Raw genomic sequence first — 12,971 nt, 5'->3', positions numbered from 1 at the left:
TACTTTGGCCTCCAGTAGTTTGAATGGTAAATTATTTCTCTGGGTATAAAGAAGGCTTGGTAAGAGGCTGTTTATCCCAGATGAATTTTTTTATTCCTGACTCCTGGTTTTGCCCAGTTTTAAAGTTTTTTAATTGGCTTTTAAAAAGAGGGTCACTCCCTTTTAATTTCCTTAAATACTTGAATAAGCATTTTTCGGGATCGGAGGAGTCGCTTTGTTAAATCAATATTAACCAGTAAACCTCTGTATCGATCAAGGGGTCTAAAGACGGTTTTTTAAGGCTTTCACGTAGTTAATAGCTATTCAGGGATCATATTGTCATGAAATTATGATATTTGAGTTTCATAGCAATCGTCTATTGTTAGGAAACCATGACAATACTTCTATCGGGTGAGTAAAAGCCTGAATTTGTCCGCACTTGGTGATGTAAATACGTCAAAATCTAATTGAAGAACTCAAAATTCAGGAGTCATTAATTCTGATCCCTGAATTTTTGTCAAATAACAGCCATCGCATCTTACACACCATGCAGATTACCCAGAGCCTTCATAGTGCTATTCTCGTCACTGATTTAGAACGCGCCGAACACTTTTATGGCCAAGTGTTGGGCTTATCCAAAATCGACCGATCCCTGAAATACCCTGGCGCATGGTATCAACTTGGTAACTATCAACTTCACCTCATAGTCGCATCAACTGTTCCGACCGAAAACCAAAACGAAAAATGGGGACGTAACCCTCACATTGCTTTTGCGGTGGCTGATTTAGAACAAGTTAAACAAGAATTACTCACTCACAATTATCCTATTCAAGCTAGTGCCTCCGGTCGCCCCGCCATTTTTACCAAAGATCCCGATGGGAATGTGATTGAGATGAGCCAGGGATGAAAGTGTGAAGTATGAAGTGTGAAGTATGAAGTGTGAAGTATGAAGTATGAAGTATGAAATTTAATTCCAGGACTTACGCAAAATTATGAAAAAACGAACCGCAAAGGGCGCATAGACGCGATAGCGGTGAAGCAGTGCGTTGGGCGGGTTCCCCGACTCCCTCACTGCTGAACCCGTTAGCGAAGCGGTAGCGAGTCTTCGAGCGTCAGGGCTTCCCGCAGGGTAGGACACGAAGTTATAAGAGTTCGAGAGGGTTCTTGCGTAAGTCCTAAATTCTTCTGACTTTTGCCTTTTACCTTTTACCTTTTACCTTTTACCTTTTACCTTTTACCTTTTGCCTTTTTTTACCTCCTGACCAATGACAATCATTGCCTACATTTATTGTGATCCCTTGCTGGAAGCTGTTCCCGATGATGTTGATTGGGGATGGGAGGTGGTGCGGGTTTATCAGGATTTGGGCAAATCTGAGACGCGATCGCAGTTAAAACAATTACTCATTGACTGCGAACATGACACAGTAGAATGTTTATTGGTGCGACGTTTGGAAGAATTGGGAGATACAGTCAAACAAGTAAGCGATCGCGTCACTCAATTAGAAGCATTAGGTATTGCGGTAATTGCGATTGAACAAGGGTATACATCACAACAGTCAAATTTTCGGGCTGAGTTGCTGCAACTTGTGCAAGAAATTCAATATCAACAACGCAGTCGCCGGATTCGTCAAGGACACGCGCGCAATCGTTTAGACGCAGCACCCCCACCAGGAAAAGCACCCTACGGTTATCGCCGGGGTCAAGGAAAATACATTCTTGACCGCAGCACTTCCCCAGTTGTGAAAGATTTTTTTGATAACTTTTTACTTTACGGTTCTTTGCGGGGCGCAGTCCGTTATTTAGCGAAAAAATATGCGAAGAAAATTTCCGTAACTACTGGAAGACGCTGGTTAACTAACTCTATTTATCGGGGAGATACAGCTTATCTCAATGGTGAGATTATTTCTGATACGCATACGCCGATTATTTCCAGGGAAGAAGCCGCCCAAATTGACCGACTTTTACGCCGGAATAGCCGCTTACCTTCTCGAACTGCAAGCGCGCCGCGTTCTTTAGCTGGGTTAGTTGTGTGTGGCGAATGTCAATCACATACAACAGTTACCCGCGTCACTCGCCGCTATCAAGATAAAGAATATTTGTATTTACGCCCGATTAATTGTCCTAAAAAACCCAAGTGTCGGGCGATTTCTTACCCAGAAATTTTGCAATGTACCATCGAAAAAGTTTGTCGTGAATTACCTTTAGCGGTTGCGGGGATGAATTCACCCCAACTAGATGCAGTTAAGAATAGTTTAGGAGATGCGATCGCGCGTCAACAAGAAATCCTTGCTCAGTTACCAAATTTAATTGAAACTGGCATTTTAGATGCAGAAACAGCAAAATTCAGGGCTTACAAAATCCGCACTGAAATCTCGACATTACAGGCCAAATTAGCAACACTTCCACCTGTTAATTTGCGTTCTGTGGCTCAAGCTGTTTCTATTCCCCAATTTTGGTTAGATTTGTCTGAGGCAGAAAGACGCTTTTATCTGCGGGAATTTATTCGGCAAATAGAAATAATTAGGCAAGACAAGGAATGGGATTTGCGCGTGATATTTATTTTTTAGTCATTTGTCATTTGTAATTGGTCATTTGTTTTCAAAACTCCATCATTCAAGCAAAAAGCTCGAAACTTCGCCTTCAAAACAGCAACGTTGAGTCTTTAAACACAAAGTTTCCACTTCAGAACACCATCATTCAAGCAAAAAGCTCAAAACTTCGCCTTCAGAACAGCAACGTTGAGCCTTTGAACACGAAGTTTCGACTTCAGAACACCATCATTCAAGCAAAAAGCTCGAAACTTCACCTTCAGAACAGCAACGTTGAGCCTTTGAACACGAAGTCTCGACTTCAGAACACCATCATTCAAGCAAAAAGCTCGAAACTTCACCTTCAGAACAGCAACGTTAAGCCTTTGAACACGAAGTCTCGACTTCAGAACACCATTATTTAATAGAATTTACGCAAAAAACCTCTCATAATCTCATTTCTCCGCGATCTCTGCGCCTCTGTGGTTCGATTTTCCGTTGTCTTCGGCAAGAATATTTATTCAATCTCAAACTGGTGCTTGGTTATTGAGCCAGTTTCAGCAACAGGAAAGTTGAAGAATTTGTGCATAAGGTAAAATAACAGCGATTGCACCCCAGATAAACATTCATTAATGAAAATTCCGTTGTCAGCTGTTAGGCAAAACCGCATACTCTTGGCTGTGTTGCTCATTGGTACAGCATTAATCATTACCCTAGCGCTGTCTCTGTCGCAAGGAGCCGTACCTTTAAGTCTTGAGCAATTGTGGCAAGCAATTCTCCACAAAGGCGATCCCACTAACCAGACTATTATCTGGGATTTGCGACTGCCGCGAATTATCGCTGCTGTAATTGTTGGTGCAGCTTTGGGAATGTCCGGCGCATTACTACAAGGGATGTTACGCAACAGTCTAGCTGACCCCTTTATTTTGGGAATTTCCGCAGGTGCAGGACTAATTGTCATTGTCATGATTACTTGGCAAGTCTTCCCCATCGCAATTCCCTTCGCTGCTTGGCTAGGCGCGATTTTAACTTCAGCAGTTGTGATTTTTCTTGGTCGTGCGGGGTCAGGAATTTCGATTGAAAAGTTGATTTTAGGGGGAGTTGCGGTCAGTTCTTTATTAGGCGCGGTGCAGGGTACATTGTTGTTACTCGCCGAAGATGGTCAAATTCAAACTGCTTTGAGTTGGTTAGTGGGTAGCTTAAATGCGAGGGGATGGAAAGAAGTAACGACAGCTGGCCCTTATATAATTTTGGCGTTGTGTGCTGGATGGTTGCTGGCGCGCTCAGTAAATGTGCTGGCGTTAGGAGATGATTTAGCTGTGGGTTTGGGAGTTTCCTTGACAAGATCGCGTTTATTAATCGGTGGAGTTGCAACTTTATTAGCTGCTGGCGCAGTTAGTATTGGTGGTTTAATTGGCTTTGTCGGTTTGATAGTTCCTCACGGTGTGCGTTTACTAGTGGGTACAGACCACCGCTTTGTTTTACCATTGTCAGCATTGGCGGGTGCATGGTTGCTGACCTTTGCTGATTTACTTTCGCGCCTGGGTGCAGTCGAACTCCCTGTAGGTTCGGTCACGGCTTTGTTAGGTTCACCTTTATTTATCTGGTTGCTTTATCGTCGTCGTTCTGCTGGATTAAATTAAGTTTAAAAATGCCCTTAGAACTGCAAAATCTCACTGGCGGGTATACCGCAGAACCAATTGTGCGAGATATTAACCTCACCTTACAAACAGGGGAATGGTTAAGTTTAGTAGGTGCGAATGGTTCAGGTAAATCCACATTACTTAAACTATTGAGTCGGATTCTCACGCCACAAACAGGAATTGTCTTACTGGATGGCAAAGCAATTCATTCGCAACCACCAAATGTAGTAGCGCAGAAATTAGCATTATTACCGCAACAACAAACTATTCCGGCTGGTTTAACAGTGCGGCAATTAGTCAGTTTAGGACGTACACCGCATCAACCTTGGTGGCAATGGGAATTAACAGCCCAAGATTGGCAGAAAGTTGAAACAGCAATTCAAAAGACGCAATTAGAAGATAAACGCGATCGCCTAGTTGAACAACTCTCAGGCGGGGAAAGGCAACGGGCTTTTTTAGCTTTAGCCTTAGCACAAGAACCAAAGGTATTATTATTAGATGAACCGACAACTTATTTAGATATCAACTATCAATTACAACTATTAGAACTGCTCAAAAATTTAAATCAAGAGCAAAAATTAACGATTGTGACAGTGTTACATGAATTGAATTTAGCTGCAAGATATAGTTCTCGCATTGCTTTATTACAAGATGGTCAATTGTGGGGAGTAGGCACACCAAAAGATGTGTTGACACCACAGGCGATCGTTCAAGTTTTCGGCGTAGAAGCTGTAATTATTCACACACCTGTAGGTTTACAAGTTTGCGCTATTTCTGCAGTTTAAATTTAATTACCTCAATTCCCAATAAATTTGCAATCAATAATTTTATCTTTTTTCTTATTAGACCTCTTGCATGAATCAGATTGTGCCTATTAAAAAAGTTAATTTTCCATAACTCTTTGCGCCTTTGCGTGAGGTTGAAAATTCGTATTTTATAACATTCGTGCAAGAAGTCTATTCTTTTCTTGGCGTTCTTAATATTACACCCTACCCTCACCAAAAATCTGATACAGATGTAAACCCCCAAAGCTTTGCTGCATCTAAATTTTTTAATTGCGGTAGCGAGCCTGCGATAGCGAAGCGTTAGCGAATCTTTGAGCGTCGGAATGAGCGTCATTGCGAATTGGTATCACACCCCTATACCCTAAATCAATCTTTTTGGGGCAGAACTTAAAAAACCTACACCTGTCAGTACACCCTACCCCCTAATTAATCACCGCAAGTAACAATGTATTAACTCAATTCAGTTAATGTCGGCAATTTTCTACAATAATCGCAGTGAATATAAAAAATTGGTGTCAGCAAGCAAATGTCTAAAACTGTTGCCGACGTGATGAGCCACGACCCGATTGTTGTGCGGGCAGAAACTCCACTTAAAGAAGCCATTCAGATTTTGGCAGAAAAACGCATCAGTGGGCTACCTGTGGTGGATGATGTCGGTAAATTGGTAGGAATTATCTCAGAAACAGATTTAATGTGGCAGGAAACGGGCGTAACTCCACCTGCTTACATCATGTTTTTAGATAGTGTCATCTATTTAAAAAATCCTGCTACTTATGACCGGGATTTACACAAAGCCTTAGGGCAAACAGTCGGGGAAGTGATGAGCAAAAACCCCATAACTATTTCCCCAAACAAAACATTAAAAGAAGCCGCACAAACCATGCACGATCGCAATGTGCATCGCTTACCTGTACTTGATAATGACTGTCAAGTAGTTGGCATTCTGACCCGTGGGGATGTGATTCGGGCAATGGCCGCAAGTTAAAAATAGTCAACTCTCTTTGGAAAAGGGAACAGGGAAGGGGCAACAGTTATGCCCTATGCCCTATTCCCTATTAAGTTTAAGAGTTGCTTGACTATGGACAATTGACCATTGACTATTAACTATGGACATTTTTTAAAACATCTTTGAAATCGGGTTAATTAAATGACTATCACTCCTGAGTCAGTAAGACAAATGCTCAGTTCTGAGGATTTGGGCGATCGTTTACGTGCAGTAAATCAAATCCGCGAGTTAGAACCAGCTATTGGTTTAGAACTAGTACAAGTTGCTATAGGCGATAGCAACTCTAGAGTTCGCTACTCAGCTGTGAGTCAGATGGATACGCTCGGTACACAAGATTTGCAATTATCTTTGGATATTTTACGCGATCGCTTACTCAATGACCCCGAAGCTGATGTCCAAGCAGCCGCCGCAGACTGTTTAGGAGCGTTAAAACTACACGATGCTTTCGCAGATTTACAACAGCTTTATCACTCTACCAATGAGTGGTTAGTCCAATTTAGCATTATCGCCACTTTAGGAGAGTTGGGCGATCCACGATCCTTTGAATTACTCCAAGAAGCACTCTCATCTGAAAATGAATTAATCCAAACAGCTGCTATTAGCTCCTTTGGAGAGTTGGGCGATATCGAAGCAATTCCTTTATTAGCTCCGTATTCTACCAATCCCGACTGGCAAATCCGCTATCGAGTTGTTCAAGCTTTAGCGCGTTTAGGTGGTGCAGAAGCCAAATCCATCATCGAAACCCTAGTCAATGATGAAGTCGAAGCCGTCGCCCTAGAAGCTCAAAAATCCTTGTAGGTTGTCAAATTAGGGCTGGTTGAAAAAGTCCTTTGGTAATGGTAGGGGACAGGGAACAGTTTTTACCTGATTATTGCCAATTTTTCGGGGTCTAAAACTCCCCATTCCCTACCCACCAAACTCAGCATTTATGGATTAACTTCTGTACAAAACCATTCTTGATTTTCATCAAGCTGATAAATCATTCTATTTTGTGGTTCACCGCGCAACTCTAAATGATCAACTTCCACAGGATCAAGTAAGAGCAAGCAAAAATTGAAAACTGGTTGTAAAGGATCAGGGGCTGGTGGTGTAAACGCCTCTGGTTTTGTGTCTCTGGTTTTACCAGGATGCGGCCAAGCAAATTGTAACCGTGCTGCATCACTAAGTGCTTGCCAAGTAGCGAGTCTGGCTGATTGCAGTGCAGCATCATTACTATCTACTAAATTTAAGCCGCCAGCAATGCGAAACTGTTCGCGGGTGTTGGGGAAATACCAGCAAGCTTCCGCCCAAGGTTGAGATTTTATCTGGTCAATTTTATCGCTACGGGTGTCAGTAATAAATTTTAGCTGATTGGTATCGTTGAGAAAGTCACGAAAGACTACAGTCCGATTAGCAGGACGATGATCTGCCCGGATTGTCGCCAATTGTAGGTAACGAGAGTATATCAGACTACGGTTGCGATGTAGGGCGCGAGCGATCGCACTTCGCCAAGGAGCAAGGGACATTGTGAAGTTTCGTTGCAATTGGTACAGCTACAGACGTAGCGCAAAGTGGGAAATTTTGCAATCTTTTATCCTCAACCTACTTGGCGTATAGTCGTAATCTATTCAAAACCAACAAGACTTGATTATGGTTCGAGAGCTTGAAAGAAAACGTCAGGGTGTGACATTTCCCGAAACTGCGCCAGCAGCCAATCCTGTATTTTTCAGGACTTACAGCCGCCGGACGGGAGTAGGATTAAGAGAATCATGGGATGAAGTGTGCGATCGCACCATCCAAGGCTTAATCGAATTAGGTAAGCTCAACCCAGAAGAAATCGCCCTCCTAGAAAAAACCCAACACCAACTCAAAGCGTTACCTAGCGGCCGCTGGCTGTGGGTAGGTGGTACAGATTGGATAAACAAACCCAAAAACTTCTCCGGTGGGTATAATTGCACCTCCACCAATCTCCAAGACTGGAAAGCCTTCGGTTTAATGATGGATTTGGCCATGATGGGCTGCGGTACAGGAGCCATCATCGAACCACAGTATATTAATCAACTGCCTGCCATCCGTAATCGCCTCCATGTCACCGTACAAGGCGAAATCGGCAGCACTCCAAAAAACTTACGTCGTGAATTTACACAAACCGATATAGAAGGCAACCGCGTTATCATTCATGTTGGTGATAGCCGCGAAGGTTGGGTTGCATCTTATCAAACTTTGTTGGAACTTTCCACAGACGAAAGATTTACAGATAATGTAGCAGTATTTGTTGATATCAGCGATGTCCGTCAAGCCGGGGAAACACTCAACGGTTTTGGCGGTGTTGCCAATCCTGTGAAATTACCAGGATTGTATCAACGTTGTGCTGACATCTTAAATAAAGCTTTAGGCAGACAATTAAATTCTGTAGAATGCTGCCTATTAATCGATGAAGCTGCTGTAACAATTGTTGCAGGCAATATCCGAAGAAGTGCGGGGATTCGCCAGTTTGTTGCTGAAGACCAATTAGGAGCAAATGCCAAAGATAATCTCTGGCAACAAGACGAAAACGGTAACTGGCGCATTGATCCTGAACGTGATGCTTTACGGATGGCGAATCACAGTAGGGTATTTCACCATAAACCAACTTTACAAGAGTCAATTGAAGCCGTCCGTAAGCAATATTACAGTGGCGAAGGCGCGATTCAATGGGCTGGGGAAGCTGTTGCGAGAGCTAACATTGATTTGCTTTCTACCCAAGCATTGAAAAAAGAGTTCTTGCAAGCTTATGAACAAGGAACCGCTAAAGACTGGTTGCAACAACACTATCCAGAAATAGATGCTAGTGAATTAGAACATCGTTTAGCTCGTTTTGGGTTAAACCCGTGTGGTAAGTAATGTTGCCTCACGTTAAACACCGGGGAAAATCGGTGAACCCTGCGATTGGGAATACCGAGGTAATCAAAGGAATTAAAAAACCTTAGACACTGTACAGACTAGAGAGTGAAACTTTTTAAGCTATAAATAATTAGAAATTTACGTAGTTTAAAAAGAATATAATCTGGGTTATGCCCACGTTAGAGATAACGGCTCCACGAGTCTCCGGCTACTAAATATTAGTAGAAAATATAGTCGGATCTACGAGGAATTAAGAACTCGTAGAACCAGGGGATAAAGAGCCTCTGGGTTAACAAAATGGAAATTATTGGTAGCAACTTTCACTGCAATCTTTCAGAGATTCATCTCAATCAAATTGACCCATTTAATTACAAAGAACAAGAGGAAGCTTTCACTGCTGGGGCGTTATCTGTAGCGACACTTCTCAACCATAAATTCTTAGAACCGCGCTATCAATATAGTCGTGAATTAGACCCAATTGTTGGGGTTTCTTTTACAGGCTTATTTGATTTCTTTGTTCATGCTTTTGGCGTGGACTGGTTGCGCTGGTGGGCAGAAGGTAGACCCGCAACTCCCCAAGGGTTAGCATTTAAGCACCAAGAAGAAAAATATCTCAGCTTTTGGAGAGAAGTAGTACACAAGGCAGTGTGGGATTATTGCGATCGCCATCACCTCAAACGCCCTAATCGTTGTACTACAGTCCAACCTAGCGGTACTAAATCTCTGTTATCTGGCGCAAGTTCTGGATGGCATCCACCCAAAGCCCAAAGATTTATTCGCCGTATCACTTTCCGCAAAAATGACCCAGTAGCCTTAGCCTGTATTGACTATGGTTATAATGTCATTCCCTCCCAATCAGACAAGGACGAACAAGGTAACTTATTAAATGACCCCTTCGATTCCCGCGTCAGTGAATGGCTAGTAGAAATTCCTGTTGCTGTACCTTGGGCTGATTTACCCGGTGCTGATCAAATTGATGTTTCTAGATTCCCCGTCTTAGCCCAATTTGATTTTGTCATGCAAGTGCAGCGCCATTACGTCACCCACAACACATCCGCTACCCTAGAACTTCGCGCTGATGAAGTGGAACCATTGGGAACACGCATTTACGAAGCCATTCAAAATGATGAAGGCTATATTTCCGCCGCCCTCTTAGCACGATTTGACGATTTACAATCATTCCCCCGCTTGCCCTTTGAACCCATAGACAAAGCCACCTATGAGCGTTTATCTCAAGAAGTGTTAGCGCGACGCAAAACCGATGACTTCTGTGCCGTTCTCAGCCGCTACGATTCCGGCGAATTAACAGAAGCAGGCCCCAGTGGTTGTGATTCTGATAAGTGTATGTTCCCAGATCAACAACCCAACTAGGAAATTCTCAAGTGTGAAGTCTGAAGTATAAATTTCAGACTTCATACTTCAGACTTCACACTTCATACTTTTCCTTACGTTACGATTAATTAAAAAGAAATAATTTTTATTACAGAACTAGGAGATTGTAATGTTTCTTGATGAATTGTCACCAATATTTAAAGAATTCACTCAACACCCAGCCTCATTTTTGGGTGGGTTTGTTTCTGGTGTACTGCGACTGAACTTAAAAGATGATCCTGTTAAAAGCTGGCTAGATAAACAACGTGGCACAACTAGCTATACTAGCAACAATGGTAAAGCCTCTGGCCCACAAACAATTTCTATTGAGTAAATTTGTCGCTTTTGATTAAAAATTATTGACTTGCAACTTATAGACGGAATTGGAGATGAGTGGCAAGTCAATTTTTTTCACAGATAAAAACTCACTTCAATGTAAAGATGCGTAACTTTTTTCTCCCCATAATCCGCTATTTTGGTTACTGAACAGCGATATTGTGGCTTTCAAGCAAACAAACCATAATATCATAAAATTTTTAATTAAAAAAATATATATAAGATTGGCTTATTCTATGTTATTGGGGATTGTAATATCCCATACTTTGAAAAACGTCACAATCAGTTATCATATGAGCGTAAGCGTAAGTTCAGCCGCATGGACAGTTTAGTTGAAGTTATGCCAGCACCACGATTGCTGCCCTACAACATTCGCCATCAATGAATCAGAAGCGACGATGCAAGATTTGCAGTTTGTTTAGATCTGTTTTCTCGCTGAACTAATTGCTGTTTGTTGAAAATTACGTGATCCCACATGACTATTTACGTTGGTAATCTCTCCTACCGTGCTACTGAAGCAGATTTAAAAGCAGTCTTTGCAGACTATGGCGAAGTTAAAAGAGTGGTCTTACCTACTGATCGCGAAACAGGGCGGATGCGTGGCTTTGCCTTTGTGGAAATGGAAGAAGACGCTCAAGAAGATGCGGCTATCACTGAGTTAGATGGTGCAGAATGGATGGGCCGTCAACTCAGAGTCAATAAAGCAAAACCGCGAGAAGACAATCGCAGAGAAGATAGCCGACGAGGTAGTTGGGCGAAAAAACAAGAATATTAATCAAAGCGGAGAATCATCATAACAAATTGTGTTCTAGTTACGCAAGAATTTAAATTACTCAAGTTGACTAGAAACAATGACAGCAGGCTGACTTAATCACAAACTGCTGTCAGCTTTAAGCAACAATAATGACATCCGGCTGGTTGTGAGTAATCAGATTCGTCTCACGGCTAGTCTTTTTTGCGTATGGGTGCGAATGATCTCATTTGGATTTAATGGATTCAAACATACTCATCTCACTGCTCAGATTAAGTAATATTGCTTAATCTGTAATCTATTCGCTTCAGCAGGCAACAGCAATCTTTGATTTTGCTCAACTCAGCAAAAACTTATCCATTTCTTTAGTTTATCTAAAGCCATATCCAGGTTATCTAATTACCTTTCTAAGATAGAAGCAGCAGCTATTAGTTGCTATGCAATAATTTCTCAACTCAACTACTAGTAAGTCACTAGGGAGAAACTCACATGGCTAAAGCGCCAGAATCTCTGGAGTTGTCAATGGAGCATCACACAGACAAAGCTCTAGATCGCGATTGTACAACTTTATCCCGTCATGTACTCCAGCAACTGCAAAGCTTTGGTTCGGATGCTCAAGACTTGAGCGCGCTGATGAATCGTATTGGCCTAGCAGGTAAATTAATTGCCCGTCGTCTCAGCCATGCAGGTTTAATGGAAGGAGTTCTGGGATTTACTGGGGAAGTAAATGTCCAAGGGGAATCTGTCAAAAAGATGGATGTTTATGCCAACGATGTATTTATCTCGGTATTTAAGCAAAGTGGCTTAGTTTGCCGCCTAGCTTCCGAAGAGATGGATAAACCTTATTACATCCCCGAAAACTGCCCTATAGGTCGCTATACCTTGCTTTATGACCCTATAGATGGTTCTTCTAACACGGATACAAATCTCAGTTTGGGTTCAATTTTTGCTATCCGCCAACAAGAAGGTCTTGACGCTGATGGTTTAGCTACCGATTTACTGACTAGTGGTCGCCAGCAAATTGCCGCAGGATATATCCTTTATGGGCCTAGCACGATGCTGGTTTATAGTATAGGTAAAGGGGTGCATTCATTTACACTCGACCCCAGCCTAGGCGAGTTTATCCTGACTGAAGAAAATATCCGCATTCCTAATAATGGTTCTGTTTATAGCGTGAATGAAGGTAACTTCTGGCAGTGGGAAGAGTCCATTCGGGAATACGTGCGCTATGTCCATCGTACAGAAGGTTACACGGCGCGCTATAGCGGCGCAATGGTGAGTGACATTCATCGAATTTTAGTTCAAGGTGGTGTCTTTCTCTACCCAGGGACAATTCAAAAGCCCGAAGGTAAATTGCGTTTGTTATATGAATCTGCACCTTTAGCCTTTTTAATTGAGCAAGCAGGCGGCCGTGCTACTACTGGCCTGGTAGATATTTTGGATGTCGTACCGAAAAAACTCCACCAACGCACCCCTCTGATTATTGGTAGTAAAGAGTCTGTGGCAAAAGTTGAGTCTTTCATTCAAAACGGTCATTAAAAAGCAGGAGGCAGGAGAGGAGTTAATTACTCAGCACGGGCTAAACGCCCCGCTACGCTAACAGCACTTTCTACTCCGTACTTGGGATGAGGTAGCAGAAATATCGCTACTAGAAGCAGTAGAGATTATTTCAGCGGGTCGATGCGCTAAGTGATGGGCAAAGCCACAATG

The 12,971-nt window shown here is 42.4% G+C and carries 10 protein-coding genes and 2 pseudogenes; 11 read left to right on the top strand and 1 reads right to left on the bottom strand.

What is annotated here, in order from left to right:
• Positions 1-526 precede the first annotated feature (526 nt).
• The 6 genes from H6G69_RS02905 (at position 527) to nblB (ending at position 6,739) form a co-directional block, all read left to right on the top strand.
• The gene (locus H6G69_RS02905) at positions 527-886 is read left to right on the top strand and encodes a VOC family protein (RefSeq protein ID WP_190681380.1); all 360 of its coding nucleotides are present in this window, start codon (positions 527-529) and stop codon (positions 884-886) included.
• A gap of 358 nt (positions 887-1,244) precedes the next feature.
• The gene (locus tag H6G69_RS02900) at positions 1,245-2,546 is read left to right on the top strand and encodes a recombinase family protein (protein WP_190681378.1); all 1,302 of its coding nucleotides are present in this window, start codon (positions 1,245-1,247) and stop codon (positions 2,544-2,546) included.
• Between the two features lie 593 nt (positions 2,547-3,139).
• Entirely contained in the window at positions 3,140-4,150 is a 1,011-nt protein-coding gene (locus tag H6G69_RS02895) for an iron ABC transporter permease (RefSeq protein ID WP_190681376.1), read from the top strand.
• An 8-nt stretch (positions 4,151-4,158) separates the two neighbouring features.
• Positions 4,159-4,935 carry an ABC transporter ATP-binding protein gene (locus tag H6G69_RS02890; protein WP_190681375.1) on the top strand — a complete coding sequence of 259 codons (777 nt, stop codon included), beginning with the start codon at positions 4,159-4,161 and terminating at the stop codon, positions 4,933-4,935.
• A gap of 526 nt (positions 4,936-5,461) precedes the next feature.
• On the top strand, positions 5,462-5,920 hold the full coding sequence (locus tag H6G69_RS02885; RefSeq protein WP_190681373.1) for a CBS domain-containing protein: 459 nt from the start codon (positions 5,462-5,464) through the stop codon (positions 5,918-5,920).
• Positions 5,921-6,082: 162 nt separating this feature from the next.
• Positions 6,083-6,739: a phycobilisome degradation protein NblB gene (nblB, locus tag H6G69_RS02880; protein ID WP_190681371.1), complete on the top strand. Its 657-nt coding sequence runs from the start codon at positions 6,083-6,085 to the stop codon at positions 6,737-6,739.
• 128 nt (positions 6,740-6,867) lie between these two features.
• Here nblB and H6G69_RS02875 read toward each other — a convergent pair whose 3' ends face one another.
• Positions 6,868-7,446 carry an Npun_F5749 family FMN-dependent PPOX-type flavoprotein gene (locus H6G69_RS02875; protein WP_190681369.1) on the bottom strand — a complete coding sequence of 193 codons (579 nt, stop codon included), beginning with the start codon at positions 7,444-7,446 and terminating at the stop codon, positions 6,868-6,870.
• A 124-nt stretch (positions 7,447-7,570) separates the two neighbouring features.
• Between H6G69_RS02875 and nrdJ (H6G69_RS02870) the strand changes: the two are divergent.
• From nrdJ (H6G69_RS02870) to fbp, 5 genes and pseudogenes are all read left to right on the top strand, one after another.
• Positions 7,571-8,800, top strand: a pseudogene (gene nrdJ, locus H6G69_RS02870) (ribonucleoside-triphosphate reductase, adenosylcobalamin-dependent); the annotation flags it as partial.
• Between the two features lie 303 nt (positions 8,801-9,103).
• Positions 9,104-10,174: pseudogene (gene nrdJ, locus H6G69_RS02865) on the top strand (ribonucleoside-triphosphate reductase, adenosylcobalamin-dependent); the annotation flags it as partial.
• Between the two features lie 130 nt (positions 10,175-10,304).
• Positions 10,305-10,508: a hypothetical protein gene (locus H6G69_RS02860; protein ID WP_190681367.1), complete on the top strand. Its 204-nt coding sequence runs from the start codon at positions 10,305-10,307 to the stop codon at positions 10,506-10,508.
• 477 nt (positions 10,509-10,985) lie between these two features.
• The gene (locus tag H6G69_RS02855) at positions 10,986-11,285 is read left to right on the top strand and encodes an RNA-binding protein (RefSeq protein ID WP_190681365.1); all 300 of its coding nucleotides are present in this window, start codon (positions 10,986-10,988) and stop codon (positions 11,283-11,285) included.
• A 465-nt stretch (positions 11,286-11,750) separates the two neighbouring features.
• Positions 11,751-12,800 (top strand): class 1 fructose-bisphosphatase, encoded by a 1,050-nt coding sequence (gene fbp, locus H6G69_RS02850; protein ID WP_190681363.1) that lies wholly within the window; start codon positions 11,751-11,753, stop codon positions 12,798-12,800.
• The last annotated feature ends 171 nt before the right edge of the window (positions 12,801-12,971 follow it).

It is taken from the genome of Nostoc sp. FACHB-110 (genome assembly GCF_014697425.1).
Taxonomy (GTDB): domain Bacteria; phylum Cyanobacteriota; class Cyanobacteriia; order Cyanobacteriales; family Nostocaceae; genus Nostoc_B.
The sequence above is the reverse complement of the archived record's forward strand: the minus strand, read 5'-3'. Positions and strand labels throughout refer to the sequence as shown.

Coding starts and splice junctions, on each gene's coding strand:
- H6G69_RS02905 (WP_190681380.1), top strand. CDS start 527: ATGCAGATTACCCAGAGCCTTCATAGTGCTATTCTCGTCACTGATTTA.
- H6G69_RS02900 (WP_190681378.1), top strand. CDS start 1,245: ATGACAATCATTGCCTACATTTATTGTGATCCCTTGCTGGAAGCTGTT.
- H6G69_RS02895 (WP_190681376.1), top strand. CDS start 3,140: ATGAAAATTCCGTTGTCAGCTGTTAGGCAAAACCGCATACTCTTGGCT.
- H6G69_RS02890 (WP_190681375.1), top strand. CDS start 4,159: ATGCCCTTAGAACTGCAAAATCTCACTGGCGGGTATACCGCAGAACCA.
- H6G69_RS02885 (WP_190681373.1), top strand. CDS start 5,462: ATGTCTAAAACTGTTGCCGACGTGATGAGCCACGACCCGATTGTTGTG.
- nblB (WP_190681371.1), top strand. CDS start 6,083: ATGACTATCACTCCTGAGTCAGTAAGACAAATGCTCAGTTCTGAGGAT.
- H6G69_RS02875 (WP_190681369.1), bottom strand. CDS start 7,446: ATGTCCCTTGCTCCTTGGCGAAGTGCGATCGCTCGCGCCCTACATCGC.
- H6G69_RS02860 (WP_190681367.1), top strand. CDS start 10,305: ATGTTTCTTGATGAATTGTCACCAATATTTAAAGAATTCACTCAACAC.
- H6G69_RS02855 (WP_190681365.1), top strand. CDS start 10,986: ATGACTATTTACGTTGGTAATCTCTCCTACCGTGCTACTGAAGCAGAT.
- fbp (WP_190681363.1), top strand. CDS start 11,751: ATGGCTAAAGCGCCAGAATCTCTGGAGTTGTCAATGGAGCATCACACA.